The organism is Lacinutrix sp. MEBiC02595 (assembly GCF_053601555.1).
Genome location: NZ_JBSHNU010000147.1, coordinates 35632 through 55888 on the forward strand (window position 1 = coordinate 35632; position 20257 = coordinate 55888).

A 20257-nucleotide genomic window follows, 5' to 3' on the forward strand; every position below is an offset into this window, starting at 1 on the left:
AACCATGAGTAAGAAAACAGTAACCATTATTGTAATTGTAGTAATTGCATTACTAGCCCTTTTAATTGGAGGAAAAAAAGCAGGATGGTATGGTAAACAAGGTAATTTTAAAGAAGTAGAAACCAAAAATATTTCTAAAATTGATATTATTGAAACTGTTTCTGCTACCGGAAAAATTCAACCAGAAATAGAAGTTAAACTTTCTAGTGAAGTATCTGGTGAAATTATTGAACTTCCTATTGTAGAAGGGCAACAAGTTGAAAAAGGAGATTTATTAGTTCGTGTAAATCCAGATATTTATCAATCTAGTTTAAATAGAACACAAGCATCTTTACAAAATGTGCGTTCTGGTTTAAATCAAGCAGAAGCTTCTCTTAAAGAAGCAAAGTCTAATTACGATAGAAATCAACAACTATTTGATAAAGGTATTATCTCTAAAGCAGATTGGGATAAAGTAATTTCTTCTTATGAAATTGCACAAGCAAGCAAGCAATCTGCATATTATAATGTACAAAGTTCTGCCGCTACAGTAAATGAAGCTCGTGATAACTTAAACAGAACGAATATTTATGCACCAATGTCTGGAACTATTTCTAAACTAGATGTAGAATTAGGAGAACGTGTTGTAGGTACACAACAAATGGCAGGAACCGAAATTATGCGTGTTGCCAACTTGACGAATATGGAAGTGGAAGTAGACGTTAACGAGAATGATATTGTAAAAGTAAATATTGGGGATTCTACAATTGTGGAAGTAGATGCGTATTTAAAAAAGCAATTTAAAGGCTTGGTTACAGAAATTGCAAACTCTGCTGATGGTGTTTTAACAGCAGACCAAGTAACCAACTTTAAAGTGAAAGTTAGAATTATTGAAGAATCCTACAAAGACTTATTAGTAGGAAAAGACGAAAGTTATTCTCCTTTTAGACCAGGAATGACAGCTACTGTAGATATTATTACCAATAAACGCGAAAACGTAGTTGGTGTGCCAATTAGTGCTATTGTAATTAAAACAGATACCTCTACCACTAAAAAAGCGGTTAAAAAAGATGCTATGCAAAGCGAAAGCGAAGAGAAGTTTGAATGCGTTTTTATTAAAGATGGAAGCAAAGCGAAACTCCGAGTAGTAAAAACGGGTGTTCAAGATAATTCTAATATTGAAATTTTAGAAGGCTTACAAGAAGACGATGAAATTATTACAGGACCATATAACACGGTAACCAAATCGTTGAAAAATGGAGATGATGTAGAAATCAAAAAGGTAATCTCTAAAGATAAAAACGAAGAAGATTAAAAGATATTTTGGCTATAATACTTAACATAGAAACAGCAACAACAAACTGCTCGGTCTCTCTTTCTAAAGAAGGAGAGACTTTTGCTTTACAAGAAGATAACAGTAAACAGTATTCGCATGCAGAACGTTTGCATCTGTATATTGACGACTTGTTAAAACAGAATAACATAAATCCTACCGACCTAGATGCTATAGCGGTAAGCAAAGGTCCTGGATCTTATACCGGATTACGTATTGGTGTTTCGGCAGCAAAAGGACTGTGTTTTGCATTGGATAAACCTTTAATTTCGGTTTCTACATTAGAAGCGCTTGCTAGACAAGTTAAGGCCGATGACGGACTAATTGTACCTATGCTAGATGCAAGGCGTATGGAGGTCTATTCTGCGGTATTTGACGCTAGTTTTAATACCGTGAGAGAAATTGAAGCTCAGATTTTAGACGAACATGCTTTTGCAAGTTATTTAGAAAAAGGAAAAGTCTATTTTATTGGTAATGGAGTAGAAAAAACCAAAACGCTAATTACACATGAAAACGCTGTTTTTATCGATGATAAATTACCATCAGCAAATGAAATGTCTGTGATTGCAAATAACAAGTACGAAAAAAACGATTTAGAAAATGTCGCTTATTTTGAACCCTATTATTTAAAAGATTTTGTGGCTTTAAAACCGAAGCCTAAAGTATAAAACATAAAAAGTATAAAACATAAAAAAACCTTTCCACTTTTAAAGTAGAAAGGTTTTTCTTTTTAGAATAACAAAAAAGCTATTAAGATTCCTTGTGTATTTCTACTTGATGTGGATACGGAATTTCTATTCCAGCAGCATCAAGAGCTTCTTTAACATTTTCTGTTGTTTCAAAGTAAACAGCCCAATAATCTTCTGCTTTACACCAAGGTCTTACAGCAAAATTTATAGAACTATCTGCCAGCTCGGAAACATTTACAGTAGGAGCAGGGTCTTTAAGTACTTTTGGATTAGCAGTTAAAACTTGCATTAAAACTTCTTTTGTTTTTTTGATATCAGAATCATAACCAACACCAAAAGTTAAATCTACACGACGGGTTCCTTCGGTACTATAATTTATAATGTTTCCGTTAGATAAAGATCCATTAGGAATAATAATTTCACGATTAGAAAGTCCGGTTAATTTAGTAGTAAAAATTTCAATTTCTTTTACAACACCAACTTCGCCTTGTGCTTCAATTAAATCACCAATTTTTATAGGTTTAAAAATCATAAGTAAAACACCACCAGCAAAATTACCAAGTGATCCTTGTAAAGCCATACCGATAGCTAGACCAGCAGCGGCTAAAAGAGCAGCGAAAGAAGTAGTTTCTACACCTAAATTACCAAGAATAGTTATTACTAATAGTATTTTTAAAATCCAACCAATTAAGTTTAATAGGAATTTTTTAAGACTTTCATCATAGTCTCTTTTATCCATTATTTTACTAACGGCCTTCATTATTTTTTTAATAACCCAAGAACCAATAATCCATATTGCAATAGCTCCAAGAACTTTAATACCATAGGTACTTAAGAACTCTATGCCCATGTCTGTCCATTTTTGTATTTCCATAATTTTATTTTGTGATTAATTAATATTTTTTTTGTAAAAATAAGTACTTAATTAAAGAGTAGTGTTAAACAAATACTATTTAAAAAGGTATTCTTTGAACTTCTGATTTCATCGATGTAATTAAAAAAAGAATAAGACAGATACTAATGCTAACATTGCGGGAACCGATTGAAAGTAGAACAATCTGATTTTTTTTGTAGAATACGCTCCGTAAATTCCAGCAATGACAATGCAACTTAATAAAAATAGTACCATGCTTGTGTTGTTAAACAATAACCCAAAAACTAGACCTGCTGCTAAAAAACCGTTATATAAACCTTGATTAGCTGCTAATACTTTAGTCTTTTCAGCAAATGCAGCGCTCTCTATACCAAAGGTTTTTATCACTTTTGGTGTGGTCCATAAAAACATTTCTAATGCTAAAAAGTAAAAATGTTCAAAAGCTACAAAGGCTACTAATACGGTTGCTAAAATTTTCATATGTAATTATTCTTTTAAAGAAGTAGGAATCAAAGTTAGCGAATTTAAAACATAAAAAAAGCGTTCTATTTATAGAACGCTTTTTAATGTATATACTTTTTGAAGTTTATTTTACTTCAAAAGTTAATTTTAAGTTTACTCTAAACTCGGTAACTTCATCATCATTAACCACTGCACTTTGCGATTGTACAAAAACAGATTTAATGTTTTTTACACTTTTAGAAGCATGTTTTACTGCTTTCTTTGTTGCATCTTCCCAACTTTTGTCAGAATTTGCTAATACTTCAATTACTTTCATTATTGCCATAATATGTATTGTTTTAAGTTAAACATTGTTTGAAACCTAAATTTACAAATAATTACAGTAAAAGTAAAATGTAATTCATATAGATCGAACTATTAGATAAAATACGATTTTAACAGATAAAAGGCCTTTTAACCATTTATAGCTTCCACAATCTCGACTCTACCTTTCATCATTTCTCGAAGCATATTTTCAATACCACTTTTTAAAGTATACGTAGAAGATGGGCAACCACTACAAGCACCTTGTAAGATAACTTTTACTGTTTTGGTCGTTGGATCATAAGATTCAAACTGAATGTTTCCACCATCACTAGCAACAGCTGGCTTTACATATTCTTCTAAGATATTTATAATTTCTTTAGAGGTATCGTCTAGATTTTCATAAGTTTTATCTAACGCTTCCGTAGATTTTTTTACTACTTCTGGTGCATTAGCAATCACTACTTCTTTTCCGTTTTCAATAAATGTTCTAATAAACTCACGAAGCTCCATGGTGATATCGTTCCATTCTGCAACTTCATACTTGGTAATAGAAACATAATTTTCATCGAGAAAAACACTTTTCACAAAAGGAAAGTGAAATAATTCGGAAGCTAGAGGAGAAGATTTTGCTTCATCAATAGAAGTAAATTCAAAAGTAGCAGCAACTAATTTTTTGTTCGCTACAAATTTTATAACAGAAGGATTAGGAGTGCTTTCTGCATAAACCGTTACTGGAACTTTTTTTGGTGTTGCTTCTTCTTCTACTACAACGCCATCATTATTTAAATAACTTTCTATTTGTTCTGCAACTTCGGCTTGTACATCTTTCCATTCTACAATATTAAAACGCTCTACAGCAATAAAATTACTAGTAATATATACCTTTTTTACAAAAGGGAGGTAGAATAATTGTTGTGCTAAAGGAGAGTTTTTTGCCTCGTCAATGTTGTTAAACTCAAAGCTTTGGTGCTTGGTTACAAATTGGTTTAACTCAAACTTAATTATAGTTGGATTGTTGGTTTCTTGTATAGAGACTTTAAACGTATTCATTGTCTATTATTTTTTTTGCAAAAATACTAAAAGAACTCAACAGTTATCTATATATTTAGCTTTTCTTATGCGAGTTATTATGGGTTTACGACAAAGAACTTAAATCTTTAACTTTTATTACTTTATTTATAAAGACTAATTTTTATATATTTGGTGACTAATAATATAATTTAATTTAAAATATTAAGTTGTAACACATGTAAGAAAGTGCACTTTTAACCAATTTGCCTTGAAAACCAAAACTATGAATTTAAAAAAGTTATACCTTTTAGCTGTTGTAGTGTTTTGCACACAGTTTGTAAACGCTCAAGAAGGACTCCCTATTTACACAGATTACTTAACCGATAACTACTATTTAATCCATCCTTCAATGGCTGGAGCTGCAAATTGTGCGAAGTTAAGAATTACAGGTAGACAACAATGGTTTGGCCAGGATGATGCGCCACAACTAGCTACTGTAAGTGTAAACAGCAGAATTGGTGAAACACAATCTGGTATTGGAGCTATTGTATATTCAGATAAAAATGGGTACCATTCTCAAAACGGTATGTATTTAACATATGCACACCATTTAATGTTTTCTAGAAGTGAAGTAGATTTAAATCAGCTTTCTTTTGGGTTAAGTATAGGAATGATACAATATAAATTAGATGAAACTGCTTTCTTAAATGAGCCTTTTGATCCTATTATTGCAGGAATAGAGCAAAGCTCGACTAATTTTAATATGGATTTTGGTTTTTCTTATAACTTATATAATTTCTATGCACATGCAACAGTAAAGAATATGTTGAATAATAAAGGGATTAATAATGATATTGAAATTACAAGTAACCTAAGACGTTATTTGCTTTCTGCTGGTTATGGTTTTGGTAAGTTTGGTAGTGATTGGTCTTATGAACCTTCTATCTTGTTTCAATATAAAGATGGAACAAAAGAGGCTTCTTTTGATTTGAATCTTAAAGCATATAAGAAAATGGACTTTGGTCAAGTTTGGGCCGGATTATCATACAGACGTAGTTTAGATGGTGCGGAGTATATAGATGGTAGTAGTATAAATAGCCAAAAATTACAATACATTTCACCAATATTAGGTGTTAACTATAATAACTTTATGTTTGCATATACCTATGCATATCAAGCAAATTCTGTAGTGTTTAACAATGCTGGTTTTCATCAAATAACACTTGGATTAAACTTTAACTGTAGAAAAGAGCGATACCATTGTAATTGTCCTGCAATTAACTAATGAAATTTATAATAATTATAATAATAAAAAAGCCTTCATAATTTGTGAAGGCTTTTTTATTGGATTTCTTTTAGATAACTATTCCCATTTATAATTTTTCATTTTCGCTTGTGTTTTAATCGCACCAAGCATCGCGTTTTCTAAATTGTCATTTTTACCTTTTTGTTGCTTTACAAGATGTTGCTTACGTTTTAAGTTTAAATCTTGAATTTGGGTTTGTATTACTTCACGCTCTTTTCGTTTGGTATCTAAATAGCTTTTCATTTCTGCTTTGGTTTTACCTTTAAGTGCTGTCGGTAATTCGCTTTCTTTTAATGTTTCATAGGTAAAAGATTCGTCTTCGCTAGCATCAATTAAATCCCAAGAAGCATTTTTATACAAATGTGAACTTTTACTCACCGCTCTACTCACCGCATTTGCTTCACTATAACCTTGTGCATTATTATCTTGCTCTGCTTGATTTTGCATTTTGTCTTTCCCAGAGCTTCCATAAGCAACATAGGTTGCGTTTAGCTTACTGTTTAATTGTAAAATGGTATCATCATAAGGCGAAGCTACATGTACGGTTGCTTGATTATGATTTATTGCCATATAATTACCATGTGTTAAATCTGCTCCATCTTTCCAGTAGCTAGAAATACCTTGGTTGTAATCTCCGCAAAAAATAGTATTTACGGTAACATCTTTAATTTTTGCTAATGCACTAGCGTCTTTATAACTTACGCTTCCTTGCGTAAAAGGCTCATTGCCGGCAATAAAAATTAGTTTTAAGTCGTCTGGATTGGTTCCCCATTGCAATTGATCCATAGAAGTTTTAATAACCTGACCACAAAACTCATTGCCGCCTCTTGTTGTTAGTGAAAACAGTTCCTTAGATATTTCATCTAAATCTTGACTAAAAGCTAATACCTGACGAATAAAGCCTTCGTTTCCATTTAAATTGTCATTGCCATATTCATACAATGCAATTTGAAGATTTGGCTTGGCATCATCACATTTCGCATACGAAAGTTCATTTACAATTTCCCAGAGTTGTGCTTTTGCTTGATCTATTAATCCGTCCATACTATTACTAGTATCTAATAATAATGCCACTTTAATAAATTGTTTGTTTGGCTTATTTTTTGCTGGTTGATGTACAGCCAATGCTGTTTGTTGTTTTTTTTCTTTCGCTTGGCATGCGGTTAGACTAACAAAAAAGAATGCTAGTAAACTCATTTTAAATACTGTTTTCATAGTTTTTGTTTTTAATTATTCTGTTGTTTTTATTTCTTTTATATCAATGCTTCCGTCTGGAGAAATGATGTAATATTTGTTTTTTATCACTTCCTTTTCAGTTGGTTTTTCTTCTTTTGGTTTTGGAGTATATTGTAGTTTAATTTCCATTCCTATTTGTATAACCGGTTCTACAATAGAAGGGTTTATAACCACATCGTAATGACTATAAGAAATAGGATCATAATAATAAGACGTTTGTTTTTTTACCTGAAAAACACCTCGGTTTTTCTTTAGAGCTTCCATAGAAATACTATTAAAAGCTTGGTAGTTTTTATAAAAATCTCTTGGGAAATAACAATACTTATTGTCTGCAATAATTGGCGTGTATAGCGTTAAGTCGAAGCCCAAGTTTTTGTAGAATTCTTGTTTTTCTTTTAATTCTTTTAAAATTTCTATACGAAGGTTTTTATATGCTTCCTGAAGGTTATCTATAAAGTAATCGACTTTAACCAGATTGTAGATTTCGTTGTTTGCACAAGCCGCCAGAATGTTTTCAAATTGCTCGACTTTAGTAAACTTAATATGAATATTTTGCTGTAATTCAAATCCTTTTGGTACTTCGACATAGGTTTTGCTGAATAATTTTTTCTCCACAATTGTTTCGTAAACAGGAACAAAAGAGATTACGTCGATAACAAAATCGTTTGTAGAAATACCTTTTGAAGCTAAATCATTTCTTAGTTTTTGGGTTCGTTCTTTTATTAAGTTATTGGTTTCTTCTGAGGTTTCTCCTATTTGTGTAATGTTGAAAACCGCCGTGTAGGAACTCGCAACCATATTGCTTAAAGCTTTTACATCTAAAGTTATGGTTGGATTTGGTATTACGTTTTGGTGTTGAAATGAATTGCTATTATTTCCGTAGACATACCCATTTCCTAAGTCTTTAGATGCAATGTTTTGTCTAGAGATTGAAATGGCATTTCCTTTTATTTGCGCAAAGTTGGAAATCGTGTATAAAATAATTAGGGTGGTAAGTATGTGCTTTTTCATGGGTTGTTTTTAAATTCTTAGTAAACTTAGCACCAAAGTTTTTAAAGAAAAAGCGCCAATGCGTGAAATGGCTATATGCATGCGTAAAGCCTTTTTTATAATTAGGGAACGCAACTTTTTAAGGGTAAAAAAACCAAAAAGACAGGTGTTGTAGTTTTTAAGTGTAAATTAAAGTGTGTAAGTTTATACTTTGTAACAATACCAAATGAAATACATACTAAAACATCTTCTCCTCTTATTATTTCTGTTTTTAACAGACGGCTTTTTTGCGCAACAAAATGCGGAAATAAAGGGAAATAAAGAGGTAGCTAGCTTTGTGATTAGAGGTTCTGTAGTAGAAAGCGAAACGCTAAAACCAATTACTAATGTGCAAATTTCTGTAAATGGAGGCGCATATACAACTACCAATCTTTCGGGAGATTTTAGAATTCAAGCCAAAAAAGGAGATGAGTTAATCATTTCGCATAAGGGAATTAAAACCGTTTATTACACGGTAAAAAATGAGGATAGAATTACAGTCGAAGTAAAACCTACTGCTGAAGATGAACAAGGGATTTACAAACGAAAAACTGCTATTAAACCCTTTAATAGTATCCTAGATTCTGCAGATGCTTATCTAAAAACGGATGCGGAAAAAAGTATTCAGTTTATTACCGAAGCATTATCCCAAAGTAATTCTACCAAACAAAATGCCGAAGCGTATGAGATTCTTGCAGATGTATATATGCATTGGAAACAGTATGATTTAGCGATTTCAAATTGCAAAATTAGCCTTCAGAATAATACCTTAAACGAAGTAGCTTTAAAGTTAGCAAAAGCATATTATAAAAATAAAGACTACCAAGAAAGCTTGCAAACGTATCAAAACATAAATAACAATGGTCTTTCTAACTATCAAAAAACGGTTTATTATGAAGGTTTAGGAGATGTGTACAAAAAGATTGTACAATTAGATACTGCAATTTCAAGTTATAAAAAAGGACTAGCAATAGCAGAAAAACATCTTATTAAACCAAAAATTACGGACTTAAATTCAAAAATTGGGGAAGCATATAATGAAAGTGGAAAGTTAACGGAAGCAAATACTTATTTTAAAAATTCATTGGACTTAGCTTCGCAAGAGAATAAAAAAAGAGCCGTAGAAGAGAAAGTTAAAGTTGCCGATTTTCAGAATGATAATATGGCTTATGAAGATGAAATACAGTTACGTAAAGAAGCTATAGAAGAAATTTCAGAGTTAGAAACCGATACTTTAATAGATAATGAAAGCGCATTAACCTTACAAAAGCAAAACTATAAAATTGGAAATGCATATTACCAACAAAAAGATTATGTAAATGCGGTTCCTTATTTAGAGAAAAGCATCGCCGAAGCGGATAATAAAGAAGATTTATTGGTAAAAAAGGATGCGGTACGTAAACTGTCTGAAACCTATAGAGACGCTGGTAATTCTGTGGATGCATTAGAAGCGTATAAAACATACCAAGAAACGGTAGATGCTTTATATGTTAAAATGGAACAGGAAATTACACAAGCTGCCAGATTTAATAAAAACATTACCGAAAAACAAAACAGAATTACCAGTTTAGAAAGTGATCGCGCATTAACACAGAGTAATTACCAACTTTCTATAGAACAAAGTAAACGACAAAAACTGGTCATTTACTCTCTTTTTGGAGGTGTAATTTTGTTATTAGTTGCGGCGTATTTAATGTATAAATATATCAAGCAACAAAAATTTGCTAACAATCTGCTGGCTTTAAAATCGCTACGAAGTCAAATGAATCCGCATTTTATTTTTAATGCATTAAACTCGGTAAATAGTTTTATAGCATCCAATGATGAACGTACAGCAAATAGATATCTTTCCGATTTCTCGCAACTCATGCGCGCAGTATTAGAAAATAGCGAGCAGGATTTTATTCCGCTTCAAAAAGAAGTAGATCTATTAGAACTTTACACGCAATTAGAGCATTTTAGATTTAAAGATAAGTTTGATTATAGTATAACCGTAGATGAAAACGTTGCTATTAACGAGTTTCAAATCCCACCAATGCTTTTACAACCGTACATAGAAAATGCAGTATGGCATGGCTTACGCTATAAAGAAGAAAAAGGAAAGCTTGAAATTAATATATCTCAAAGGAGTCCCGATGAAATTACCATTGCAATTTTAGATGACGGCATAGGAAGAGAAAAGTCGAAAAGCTTAAAAACCGAAAATCAAAAAAAGCAAAACTCGCAAGGAATGAACAATATTAAAAAACGTGTTGCTATTTTAAACGAAATGTATAAAGATAAAGTAGCTGTTTTTATTGCGGATTATCAAGTCGAAGGCGACAAAGGAACTAGAGTAGAGGTAACTCTAAAAAAAGATTAGAGATTAATCATTATTGCTTAATATAATAGCGAATAAAATCAAGCAATCTGTTTATTATATGCGGTATGCTGTTTTGATAATTCTAAAGTTTAAGCACGCAAATAAAAAATAGAAATAACCTTAATAAGATTCCTGCCTTCGCAGGAAGTGAACATGAAACTAAACGCTATTATAGTAGAAGATGAAAAAACGAGTAGGGATATTTTAACAAACTATCTTGCTAAATACTGTCCTAATGTCAACATTCTTGGGGAAGCTGCAAATGTAGAAGAAGCCCTGGTGTTAATACGAAACAACGATTTAGATCTTGTTTTTTTAGATGTAGAAATGCCTTATGGAAATGCATTCGATTTGCTAGATAAAGTGGGCGACAGAACTTTTGAAACCGTTTTTGTAACCGCATATAATCATTATGCAATAGATGCTTTAAATGCACACGCAAGCTATTATTTAATGAAACCAATATCGATAGATGAACTCATTAAAGCAGTAGATTATGTAGTAGAAATTAAAACCAAAGAAGACGCTTTACAAGATGCCATTCTAGTCCCGAAAACAAATACAGTACACGGAAAAATTACCATTCCGCAACAAGATGGTTTTGAAGTTTTAGAAACGGCAAACATCTTGTATTGCAAAGCAGATGATAATTATACCGAGATATATTTAAGCACCAATAAAAAGAAGCTAGTAAGCAAAACCTTAAAATATTTTGAAGAAGCCTTACAAGGATCTGGTTTTGCCAGAGTGCACAAAAGCTATTTAGTAAACGTAAACGAAATTACTAAATATGTAAAAGGAAAAGGAGGACACGTAGTATTAAGTAGCGGAAAAGAAATCTTGGTTTCGGCATCTAGAAAATCTGATTTGCTATCGTATTTTAAATAGTATTCCTGCGTTAGGCAGGAATCTCCTAAAAAGAATGAAACTGTTTTTAGTTTAAGAAAATCTAAAGCGTTCGAGCGAAGCAAGAAATTTTTCAACAGTAAAGAACAAAGCCAACAAGGTTTAAAATATTTAAATTTGAATGCATGTCATTCCGAGCGCAGTCGAGGAATCTCAAACTAAAAATAAAAAAGAACCAAGAAGGAACTCCTGAAATTAACTCATGAGATTCCTTTTTTTAAACTAAAATAATATGCCAGTAATCAAATCCGTAAACAACAAACATCCACAAATACCAGAAGACTGCTATGTAGCAGAAAACGCAACTATAGTTGGCGAAGTAAGCTTTGGTAGCCAATGTAGCGTTTGGTTTAACGCCGTAATTCGCGGTGACGTACACTTTATTAAAATGGGAAATAAGGTAAACATACAAGACGGCGCAGTAATCCACGCAACGTACCAAAAATCCCCAACAACTATCGGTAATAACGTATCTATTGGTCATAATGCCATCGTCCATGGTTGCACGATTCACGATAATGTTTTAATAGGTATGGGAAGCATTGTAATGGACGATTGCGTGATAGAAAGCAATAGTATAGTCGCAGCAGGAGCGGTGGTTACAGCAAACACTAGAGTAGAAGCAGGAAGTATTTACGCAGGTGTTCCAGCCAAGAAAGTCAAAGACATTAGCGAAGAGTTAATTCATGGTGAAATTAATCGCATTGCCGAAAACTATGTGAAATATTCCAGTTGGTTTAAATAATAAAATAACAAGGGAGAGCAGATTAAAAATAGTAATTATGGCGTTACCACAAGGGTCGCGCTTTCCGTTATATCTTTTTTTCGTGTTCTCGATACAATGCTCCTTTGTCGCATCACGCGAACTGACGTAAAAAAGGATGCCACTACAATCGCTAACGCAGATAGAGCTTCCATATTTAATGAACGTATTATTGGTGCTTGTGCCTCTCTTAAATTTAAGATAAGAGGATTTCCTAGATATGGAAATTCGGAGCGTTTGAAAGTGTGATTTTAAAAGATTATTCCATAGGAAAAACAAAGTCTTAAATACATTCCTTCCTATAAATGAAAAGTACCAAGAATTTTAAAAATCTAAATATGTGCCAGTAAAATCTTCACCTAAAAGTTGCGACATCACTTTAGGGTTTGCGTTAGAATAAAATTGTAAACTAGGTTTATTAGTGGTATTATTTAAAAGATCATGTTGTCTTAAAACGGCTTTCGTTTGTTTCGCCACCGCTTCGCCAGAATCGATTATCTTAACATGACTTGGTAATATCTCTAATAACTGCGGAATCAAATACGGATAATGTGTGCAACCCAAAACCAGGTAATCTATATTGGCATCCAGCATCGGTTTTAAGTACAATTGCAAAAGGGCTTTCATTTCTGTAGACCCAACATTGCCATTTTCAATTAAAGAAACAATACCTTCTCCAACTTGCTCTATAACCTGAATTCCATTGGTGAATAAATCCGTTGTTTTATGAAACAACTCGCTAGATAAGGTTCCTTTAGTTGCAAGAATACCAATCGCTTTTGTTTTGGTATTTAAGGCAGCGGGTTTAATGGCTGGTTCGATTCCAATAAAAGGCACGTTATAATTTTCGCGTAGATGGTCAATGGCGTTTGTAGTTGCCGTATTACAAGCGACAACAATAAGTTTGCATCCTTTGTTGAGCAATAGTTCGGTGTTTTTTTTACTCAATGTAATGATCTCTTCTTTACTTTTATTTCCATAAGGTGCATATTTACTATCTGCTAAATAAATAGTATGCTCATGCGGAAGTAAAGCATTAAGCGCTCTCCATATAGAAGTACCGCCAACACCAGAATCAAAAATACCAATAGGTTGCTTACTCATAGACATATTTATGTGGATTATAAAAGTAAATAAATAATATTCATTTTTAGGAAAGCGTTATAAATAAAAAAAGCCACCTTTTATAAGGTAGCTTTTTTTTAAGTTATTGTAAATGTATATTAGAATCCTAATTCTTTTTTAACATCTGCAAGTAAGTCTTTACCATCTGCCATGATAACTCCACCACCTTGAGTAGAATCTAACACATAAGCAAAACCTTGTGCTCTAGCTACTTTTAATATAGCCGCTTTTGCTTTTTCAGTAATTGGCTTTAATAAAGCTAATTCTTTCTCTTGCATGTCTTTTTGCGCTTGCCCTTGGTATTGTTGTATGTTTTGTTGCATTGTTTGCACCTCTACCATACGTTTTTGGTTTTCTTCCGCGGTTTTAGTAGAAGCTTCTGCATCGTATAATTTCATTTTGCTTTGGTACTCTGTAGCCATTGCTTTAATATCTGCTTCATAGGTTTTACCTAATTTGTCCATTTCACCTTGCGCAGTTTTCATTGCAGGCATAGCCGCAATAAGATCTTGTGTGTTTATATGTGCAACTTTAGTTTGTGCTTGCATAAAGCTAGTTCCTGCAATAAATAATGTTGCTGCTAATAAAAGGGTTTTAATTTTTTTCATTTGTAATAGTTTAATGTGTGTTATGAATTGTTAATTATCTTCTTCTTCGCCGTCGTTGGCATTATTGTTTTCGCGTTCTTCTTTTGCTTTTTTACGCGCTTCTAATATTTTCTTTTTTCTTTCTTCTAGTGCTTGTTTACGTGCTTCTCTTTCACTTAATTTTTTGGCAGCAGCTTCTTCTCTTGTTGTATCTTCGTTACTATCTGTTGTTTTTGTATCGTTTTTACTATCCGATTCTTCTATTTCTTCATTGTCATCCCCAGCATCATTTGTTTCACTAACCGTGCCTTCTTTTAATTGTTTTCTAGCTTCAACAATACTATCTCTTCTTTTTTGTGCTGCTTCTTTTTTAGCTTCACGAGCTTCTAGTATTTCTTTTCTACGTTGTTCTGCCTCTGCAGCACGAGTTGCTTTTTTATCTTCTAATGCTTGTTTTCTAGCATCTAATGTTTCGTTTACTTCAGGTACAACTTCTTCGTCTTTAGCATTTTTTCTTTCTTTCTTAGAATTTGCTTGATCTCGTTTAGAGGTACGTACAATTGCTCGTATCACTTGTTCGCTAATATCAAACCTATCTGCAGAATACAACATTACTACATCTGCGGACTTATCAAATATAAAATCAAACTTTTTAGTGGTTGCTATATCTTGCACTGCCGCAAATATTTGATCTTGTATGGGTTGAATTAATTGTCTTTTCTGAATCATTAAATCTCCAGTAGGACCAAATCTATTCTGTTGGTATTCTAATATTTCAAGTTCTTCAAAATTAATATCTTCTTCACGTTCTTTAACAAGTTCACTAGTTAAAAGTGTTTTCTCATTACTTAAATCTTTTCGTTTTTGCTCAATTACACCTAAACGAGAATCTATTTCCGTTTTCCATTTTTGAACTTTACCTTCCAATTGCGTTGTTGCTTCTTGGTATTCTGGTATGTTTTCTAAAATGTACTCCGTGTCAATATAACCTATTCGTACACCTCGTTGTGCTTGAGTAGTAGATATGCTAAGCATGAATACAATTGCCAGTAAAAAAAGAACTTTTAATTTCATCTGTTTTATATTTTATAATTTATAGGCCTTATAAATTCTAAAAAAGGACAGATGATTATTTATGGGTTTCTGTCACTTTTAGAATTAAGCTTTTCAAAATTAACGAATTTTAACTTTAAAAATTTTAATTCTTCTTTTAAATAATCAAAATGTTAATAGAAAATATCGTGCCAAAATTTTTTATAATTAAAATTGTTGTCCAATTATAAAGTGTGTTTGCCATCCACTTACTTGATTCCCTTGACCTGGAACGGTATCAAATCCGTAACCGAAATCAATTCCTAATAAACCAAAAGCAGGCATAAATAAACGTAAACCTAAACCAGCAGACCTTTTAAGATCAAAAGGATTGTAGTCTTTAAAGTCATTATAAGAGACACCACCTTCAAGAAAACCTAGCATATAAATTTTTGCAGATGGTTTTAATGTGATTGGGTAACGCAACTCTAATGAGAATTTATTGTAGATAGAACCACCATCATTTGTTACTAAGCCATTATCATCTAATGGTTGTATAGATTGGTTTTCGTAACCACGTAATGCAACAGACTCTCTACCATCTAAACTATAACTTCCTAAACCATCACCACCAACGAAGAAACGTTCGAAAGGAATAACACCTCTATCATTGTTATATGCACCTAAGAAACCAAATTCTAAACTAGGACGTAATACTAATTTTCCTACCACTTTAGTATACCAATCTGCTTTAAATTTTATTTTGTAAAATTCTAACCATTTGTAACGTTCTTGGTCAATTTCACCCATTCTTGTATAGGCATCTGTTCTTTGTACATCGGTATAAGTACCATCCGTAGAATTGTAAATTTCTTCCTCTGCATCTCTTTCTTCTGCTAGCGCACCATAATCAACACTATTAAGTAAAGAGTAAGGTATCGATAGTTTTGCACTTACGTTGAAATTAGAACCACCTGTTGGGAAAACGGGATCGTTATAGGTGTTGTTTCTACTTAAACCAATAGTGTATGCCAAGTTATTAGAGTAACCATCACCAAAAGTAAATAAACCAGTGTTATAGTTTTTTAGGTCGTAATGTTGGTAACTTACCGCTTGAGAAAGGGTAAAGTAATCATCTGGGACAGAAAGTCTTTTTGCTAAACCAACAGATAAACCTGTAATGTTAAAACGTTTGTCTTTATCTGCATTTCCAGTACTTGAATCATATAAAAACTGCTTCGAGTGAGAAATAGATGTAGAAAACTGAACTGGCTTTTTACCACCTAACCATGGCTCTGTAAAAGAGAAGCTATAGGTTTGGTAAAATTTACTTGCTTGTAAACGAAGTGCTAGTTTTTGGCCATCACCACGAGGTACAGGTTTGTATGCTTTTTTGTTTAGAATATTTTTAATAGAAAAGTTATTAAAGGATAAACCTAAAGTTCCAATAAAACCTCCTCCACCATAACCACCTTGTAGTTCTATTTGGCTAGATCCTGTTTCTACAACACCATATTGTAAATCGATAGTTCCTTCATTAGGATTCGGGTTTTTAAAGTCTGTACTAATTTGCTCCGCATCGAAAAATCCTAATTGACTTAATTCTCTAATCGTACGTACCACATTGGATTTACTATATAATTGTCCTGGTCTTGTACGAAGCTCACGGTAAATTATCTTATCGTTGGTAACTTCATTACCATGTACGGTTACACTATTGAAATAGGTAGGCTTTCCTTCAGAAATTCTAATTTCCATATCAATAACATTCCCTTCGGCATTCACTTCTACTGGGTTTATAGTAGAAAATAAATAACCAAAATTTTGATATAGATTAGTTAAATCGTCTGCATCTGGTTTTGAGTTATCTGCAATTCGTTCTTGTAATAAGACACCATTATAAGTTTCGCCTTTATTTACACGTAAAACTCTTTTTAATTGTTCGTCTGTATATACCGTGTTACCAATAAAAGAAATATCACCAAAGCTATATTTTTCTCCTTCTTCTAGGTTAATATTTAAAGTTACTGTATTATCATTATTTATTATTAAGCTATCTGATAACACTCTGGCATCTCTATAACCGTTTTCTTTATACTTGTTTATTAAACTTGTTAAATCGGCTTTGTAGTCTTCTTCTATGTATTTGGAACGCTTCCATACTCTAAAGTAGTTTCTTTCTTTAGTGTTCTTCATCGCATTACGAAGCTTGCTTTCTTTTAAAACAGAGTTCCCTGTGTATACAATCTCTTTTACTTTTACCTTTTTACCTTTATCTATTGCTAAAACCATATTGACTTTAGCTTTATTTATAGAATCTGTTGCTTCCGCTTCTACCGTATTAATATGCGCTTTAGCGTTATAAAATCCATCTTTTTTGTACTTGTTTTGTAGATAGTTTTTTGTTGTAGTTACTAAGTTTTCTGTAACCTTAACTCCTTTTTGAAGTTTGTTTTCTTTAATTATAGTTTCTTTTTTACCTTTTTTTACTCCAGTAATTTTAATATCATTAAGCTCTGGTAAATCCGATAGTCTTATTTCTAAATAAGCACTGTTGTCTTCTATTTTTAATAGGTAGATATCTATATCGTTAAAAAGATTAGAGTTCCATAGTTTTTTTATGGCACTACTTATGTCTTCCCCAGGGATTTGCACTTCACTTCCTTTTCTTAATCCAGAATAGGTAATAATGGTTTGTTCACTAAAGGAAGTATTACCATTTACGGTAATTTCTGCAATAGTATATTTATTGCCTTTTGTAAATGTAGTTTCTTGAGCAAATGTGCTTAAACTAAATATGGTTACTGTTAGCGCTAAAAAATGTTTAGTAATTGCTTTTAAAGGCATTAACTTAGCTAAGTTGTTCACTTGTTTTCCCAAATCTTCTTTCTCTTTTTTGATATTCTATTATGGCTTCGTATAAATTTTGCTTTGTAAAATCAGGCCATAAGGTTTCCGTAAAATACAATTCTGCATAGGCTATTTGCCAAAGCAGGAAGTTACTAATACGCTGTTCACCGCTCGTTCTAATAAGCAAATCTACATCTGGTAAATTTTGCGTGTAAAGATGCTCATTAATAACTGATTCATCAATATTTTCGGGCGAAATTATATTATTTTTAACTTTAATTGCTATTTTTTTAACGGTATTTAGTATTTCTTCTCTAGAACCATAGCTTAAAGCTAAAGTAAGCGTCATTCTATTGTTTGTTTTTGTTTTGTCAATAACTTCAAGAAGTTCGCGATATGCTTTTTTAGGTAAGGCTTCTAGATTACCAATGGCCGCTAATTTGATGTTATTCTTTTGAAGTGTTTTTATTTCTTTCTTTAAAGCAGAAACTAATAGCTTCATTAAAGTTTGTACTTCTAGTTTTGGTCTATTCCAGTTTTCTGTTGAAAAAGCATAAAGTGTTAGGTTTTCAATACCTAATTCTGCTGTTGCTTCCACCGTTTCTCGAACAGATTTTGTGCCATTTTCATGTCCAAAAGCACGAAGCATACCTTTCTGTTTTGCCCATCGTCCATTACCATCCATTATAATAGCTAGATGTTTTGGTAATTTATCTATATTTATTTTTTCTTTCAAATCCATTTAAAAGGAGCAATAGCAAGGTGTTTCGCCAAATGTGTAGGTTAATGTAAAACCAGTAAATACATACCAGTCATTATTATTTAAGTTACCAAAAGCAAATCTATCATAAGCTTCTTCGGCATCTGGTACACTACCGTCAATTTCATCGGTAAAAGTATAGCGTGCTCCAATTTCTCCTGCAAGTATCAGATTTTGTGCTATTTGATGCTTGTATCCTAAAACCATAGGAATAGCATAAGCTATACTAGAGGTGTCATCATCTATTAATTCACCATTGAAATTAAAGTGAAAATTATTATGTTTTGCTACTGCAATTCCTGTATATAAATAAGGTGTAGAATTCGTTTTTCTACTATGTAAATTGAAATCTAAGAAGGTGAATTCGATTCCTGCCGAAGCTTCAATTACGGAATTGTTAAATTTGTAACCTCTTTCTTTTCTTCTAGGATCGTTAGATTTACTATCGTCTGCTTCTAGTTCTGAGTATATTAAGGAGAACCTAAAAGAATGCCTTGCACTTCTATTCCATTTAAAAATCCCTCCAATTGCTGGTTGGTTTGGCGAAATATACTTCGAGGAACCAACATCACCAATAAAATTACTACCACCAGCGAACACACCTATTTCATAAGTTTGTGCTTGCGATAGCTGAAAAGTTAAAGCAGTTATTAAAATAATATAAAAATACCTCATATAGAATTAAAGTTTGCAAATATAATAAATAAGATTAGCCTATAGCAATTTGAAACAAATTGTATGGGAATAAAACAGTATTTCGGTTAAAATATTGTTTAATTCCGTTTATCCTCACCCCAAAGTAGTTTTTTTCGGAGTGTGTCTAGAAAACTTTCTTCAATCAATTCAAGCATTTTCACCGTAAAGGATGCTTTTTTAATTTTTATAATAGTATTATTATTTAGTGTGGCTATTCTAGAATCTAAGGAAACTAAATGCTGGTCTTCTCTACCATCTACCATTAATTCTATTTCTGTAGAGTCTGGTATTACTAATGGTCTTGCGCTTAAATTATGAGGCGCAATTGGTGTAAGTACAAAACTATTGGTATCTGGTGTTATTACTGGTCCGCCGCAACTTAGTGAGTATCCTGTAGATCCTGTTGGTGTAGATACAATTAAGCCATCACTCCAGTAGGATGTTAAATACTCGCCATTTAGTTTGGTGTCTACAGTAATCATAGAAGTGGTGTTCTTTCTGCTTACTGCAATTTCATTTAAGGCAAAGTTTATTTCTTTAATATCTGTGTTTTCCGGAGTAGTCTCCATGCTTAATAAACTACGTTCTGATATTTTGTAGTTTCCAGCTAAAATATTTTTGAAAGCTTCTGCTATATCATCCGTTTGTATGGTCGCTAAAAAACCTAAACGACCAGTGTTTATTCCTACAATTGGAATATCTAAATCTTGCACGTACGTTATTGCGCGTAAAATAGTACCGTCACCACCAATACTTATTAAAAGATCAAAACTTTTGTCTAGATCTATAAAAGAGGCAATAGAAGTGTTTTTTATGGAATCTTTTATATGATTTAAAAATTCTTGTTCTATATGGATTTCGACATCTTCCTTTAAAAGCACTTTTAATAAAAGCTGAAATGCATCTATGGTTTTTTCAGAATAGTACTGACTGTAAATAGCTATCTTCATC

At 32.3% G+C, this 20257-nt stretch carries 19 protein-coding genes; 6 read left to right on the forward strand and 13 right to left on the reverse strand.

The features are described from left to right. Positions 1–4 precede the first annotated feature (4 nt). Both ACVCZW_RS02350 and tsaB read left to right on the forward strand, forming a co-directional pair. The gene (locus tag ACVCZW_RS02350) at positions 5–1294 is read left to right on the forward strand and encodes an efflux RND transporter periplasmic adaptor subunit (RefSeq protein ID WP_452230987.1); all 1290 of its coding nucleotides are present in this window, start codon (positions 5–7) and stop codon (positions 1292–1294) included. Between the two features lie 8 nt (positions 1295–1302). Then, positions 1303–1980, forward strand: a complete 678-nt coding sequence (tsaB, locus tag ACVCZW_RS02355) for a tRNA (adenosine(37)-N6)-threonylcarbamoyltransferase complex dimerization subunit type 1 TsaB (protein ID WP_452230988.1) — start codon at positions 1303–1305, stop codon at positions 1978–1980. A gap of 82 nt (positions 1981–2062) precedes the next feature. On the opposite strand, the gene ACVCZW_RS02360 is transcribed toward tsaB, so the two are convergent. The 4 genes from ACVCZW_RS02360 to ACVCZW_RS02375 all read right to left on the reverse strand — a co-directional run bounded on the left by ACVCZW_RS02360 (position 2063) and on the right by ACVCZW_RS02375 (position 4693). After that, positions 2063–2875: a mechanosensitive ion channel family protein gene (locus ACVCZW_RS02360; protein ID WP_452230989.1), complete on the reverse strand. Its 813-nt coding sequence runs from the start codon at positions 2873–2875 to the stop codon at positions 2063–2065. 120 nt (positions 2876–2995) lie between these two features. Further along, positions 2996–3355 carry a DUF1304 domain-containing protein gene (locus ACVCZW_RS02365; protein ID WP_452230990.1) on the reverse strand — a complete coding sequence of 120 codons (360 nt, stop codon included), beginning with the start codon at positions 3353–3355 and terminating at the stop codon, positions 2996–2998. Positions 3356–3461: 106 nt separating this feature from the next. Next, positions 3462–3662: a dodecin family protein gene (locus tag ACVCZW_RS02370; RefSeq protein WP_055443742.1), complete on the reverse strand. Its 201-nt coding sequence runs from the start codon at positions 3660–3662 to the stop codon at positions 3462–3464. A 128-nt stretch (positions 3663–3790) separates the two neighbouring features. Then, positions 3791–4693: a NifU family protein gene (locus ACVCZW_RS02375; RefSeq protein WP_452230991.1), complete on the reverse strand. Its 903-nt coding sequence runs from the start codon at positions 4691–4693 to the stop codon at positions 3791–3793. 244 nt (positions 4694–4937) lie between these two features. On the opposite strand from ACVCZW_RS02375, the gene ACVCZW_RS02380 reads away from it, so the two are divergent. Then, on the forward strand, positions 4938–5939 hold the full coding sequence (locus ACVCZW_RS02380) for a PorP/SprF family type IX secretion system membrane protein (RefSeq protein ID WP_452230992.1): 1002 nt from the start codon (positions 4938–4940) through the stop codon (positions 5937–5939). Between the two features lie 78 nt (positions 5940–6017). Here the strand turns inward: ACVCZW_RS02380 and ACVCZW_RS02385 are convergent, their stop codons facing one another. Next, positions 6018–7175, reverse strand: coding sequence for a vWA domain-containing protein (locus tag ACVCZW_RS02385; protein ID WP_452231558.1), 1158 nt, complete (start codon positions 7173–7175; stop codon positions 6018–6020). 15 nt (positions 7176–7190) lie between these two features. Further along, positions 7191–8207, reverse strand: coding sequence for an SIMPL domain-containing protein (locus tag ACVCZW_RS02390; protein WP_452231559.1), 1017 nt, complete (start codon positions 8205–8207; stop codon positions 7191–7193). Positions 8208–8412: 205 nt separating this feature from the next. On the opposite strand from ACVCZW_RS02390, the gene ACVCZW_RS02395 reads away from it, so the two are divergent. From ACVCZW_RS02395 to ACVCZW_RS02405, 3 genes are all read left to right on the forward strand, one after another. Next, positions 8413–10587, forward strand: a complete 2175-nt coding sequence (locus ACVCZW_RS02395; RefSeq protein ID WP_452231560.1) for a histidine kinase — start codon at positions 8413–8415, stop codon at positions 10585–10587. Positions 10588–10740: 153 nt separating this feature from the next. Continuing rightward, positions 10741–11475 (forward strand): LytR/AlgR family response regulator transcription factor, encoded by a 735-nt coding sequence (locus tag ACVCZW_RS02400; RefSeq protein WP_452230996.1) that lies wholly within the window; start codon positions 10741–10743, stop codon positions 11473–11475. A 250-nt stretch (positions 11476–11725) separates the two neighbouring features. Next, positions 11726–12238, forward strand: a complete 513-nt coding sequence (locus ACVCZW_RS02405; RefSeq protein ID WP_452231561.1) for a gamma carbonic anhydrase family protein — start codon at positions 11726–11728, stop codon at positions 12236–12238. 342 nt (positions 12239–12580) lie between these two features. Here ACVCZW_RS02405 and murI read toward each other — a convergent pair whose 3' ends face one another. The 7 genes from murI to ACVCZW_RS02440 form a co-directional block, all read right to left on the reverse strand. Next, entirely contained in the window at positions 12581–13360 is a 780-nt protein-coding gene (gene murI / locus ACVCZW_RS02410; RefSeq protein ID WP_452231562.1) for a glutamate racemase, read from the reverse strand. A gap of 119 nt (positions 13361–13479) precedes the next feature. Then, the gene (locus tag ACVCZW_RS02415; protein ID WP_452230999.1) at positions 13480–13989 is read right to left on the reverse strand and encodes an OmpH family outer membrane protein; all 510 of its coding nucleotides are present in this window, start codon (positions 13987–13989) and stop codon (positions 13480–13482) included. Between the two features lie 30 nt (positions 13990–14019). Further along, positions 14020–15042: an OmpH family outer membrane protein gene (locus ACVCZW_RS02420; RefSeq protein ID WP_452231000.1), complete on the reverse strand. Its 1023-nt coding sequence runs from the start codon at positions 15040–15042 to the stop codon at positions 14020–14022. A gap of 186 nt (positions 15043–15228) precedes the next feature. Beyond that, entirely contained in the window at positions 15229–17847 is a 2619-nt protein-coding gene (gene bamA / locus ACVCZW_RS02425; protein ID WP_452231175.1) for an outer membrane protein assembly factor BamA, read from the reverse strand. A 4-nt stretch (positions 17848–17851) separates the two neighbouring features. After that, entirely contained in the window at positions 17852–18592 is a 741-nt protein-coding gene (locus ACVCZW_RS02430) for an isoprenyl transferase (RefSeq protein WP_452231001.1), read from the reverse strand. Then, positions 18593–19285 carry a type IX secretion system protein PorG gene (porG, locus tag ACVCZW_RS02435; protein WP_452231002.1) on the reverse strand — a complete coding sequence of 231 codons (693 nt, stop codon included), beginning with the start codon at positions 19283–19285 and terminating at the stop codon, positions 18593–18595. Positions 19286–19383: 98 nt separating this feature from the next. Next, a complete protein-coding gene (locus tag ACVCZW_RS02440) occupies positions 19384–20256 on the reverse strand; it encodes an NAD kinase (protein WP_452231176.1) in 873 nt (290 codons plus the stop codon). Between the last annotated feature and the right edge of the window lies 1 nt (position 20257).

Excerpts from the sequence above, each read along its gene's own strand:
- ACVCZW_RS02360 (WP_452230989.1), bottom strand. The coding sequence starts at position 2,875 with ATGGAAATACAAAAATGGACAGACATGGGCATAGAGTTCTTAAGTACC.
- ACVCZW_RS02405 (WP_452231561.1), top strand. The coding sequence starts at position 11,726 with ATGCCAGTAATCAAATCCGTAAACAACAAACATCCACAAATACCAGAA.
- ACVCZW_RS02395 (WP_452231560.1), top strand. The coding sequence starts at position 8,413 with ATGAAATACATACTAAAACATCTTCTCCTCTTATTATTTCTGTTTTTA.
- ACVCZW_RS02375 (WP_452230991.1), bottom strand. The coding sequence starts at position 4,693 with ATGAATACGTTTAAAGTCTCTATACAAGAAACCAACAATCCAACTATA.
- ACVCZW_RS02370 (WP_055443742.1), bottom strand. The coding sequence starts at position 3,662 with ATGGCAATAATGAAAGTAATTGAAGTATTAGCAAATTCTGACAAAAGT.
- ACVCZW_RS02390 (WP_452231559.1), bottom strand. The coding sequence starts at position 8,207 with ATGAAAAAGCACATACTTACCACCCTAATTATTTTATACACGATTTCC.
- ACVCZW_RS02400 (WP_452230996.1), top strand. The coding sequence starts at position 10,741 with ATGAAACTAAACGCTATTATAGTAGAAGATGAAAAAACGAGTAGGGAT.
- ACVCZW_RS02440 (WP_452231176.1), bottom strand. The coding sequence starts at position 20,256 with ATGAAGATAGCTATTTACAGTCAGTACTATTCTGAAAAAACCATAGAT.
- ACVCZW_RS02380 (WP_452230992.1), top strand. The coding sequence starts at position 4,938 with ATGAATTTAAAAAAGTTATACCTTTTAGCTGTTGTAGTGTTTTGCACA.
- ACVCZW_RS02385 (WP_452231558.1), bottom strand. The coding sequence starts at position 7,175 with ATGAAAACAGTATTTAAAATGAGTTTACTAGCATTCTTTTTTGTTAGT.
- ACVCZW_RS02430 (WP_452231001.1), bottom strand. The coding sequence starts at position 18,592 with ATGGATTTGAAAGAAAAAATAAATATAGATAAATTACCAAAACATCTA.
- ACVCZW_RS02415 (WP_452230999.1), bottom strand. The coding sequence starts at position 13,989 with ATGAAAAAAATTAAAACCCTTTTATTAGCAGCAACATTATTTATTGCA.
- ACVCZW_RS02350 (WP_452230987.1), top strand. The coding sequence starts at position 5 with ATGAGTAAGAAAACAGTAACCATTATTGTAATTGTAGTAATTGCATTA.
- bamA (WP_452231175.1), bottom strand. The coding sequence starts at position 17,847 with ATGCCTTTAAAAGCAATTACTAAACATTTTTTAGCGCTAACAGTAACC.
- murI (WP_452231562.1), bottom strand. The coding sequence starts at position 13,360 with ATGAGTAAGCAACCTATTGGTATTTTTGATTCTGGTGTTGGCGGTACT.
- porG (WP_452231002.1), bottom strand. The coding sequence starts at position 19,285 with ATGAGGTATTTTTATATTATTTTAATAACTGCTTTAACTTTTCAGCTA.
- ACVCZW_RS02420 (WP_452231000.1), bottom strand. The coding sequence starts at position 15,042 with ATGAAATTAAAAGTTCTTTTTTTACTGGCAATTGTATTCATGCTTAGC.
- ACVCZW_RS02365 (WP_452230990.1), bottom strand. The coding sequence starts at position 3,355 with ATGAAAATTTTAGCAACCGTATTAGTAGCCTTTGTAGCTTTTGAACAT.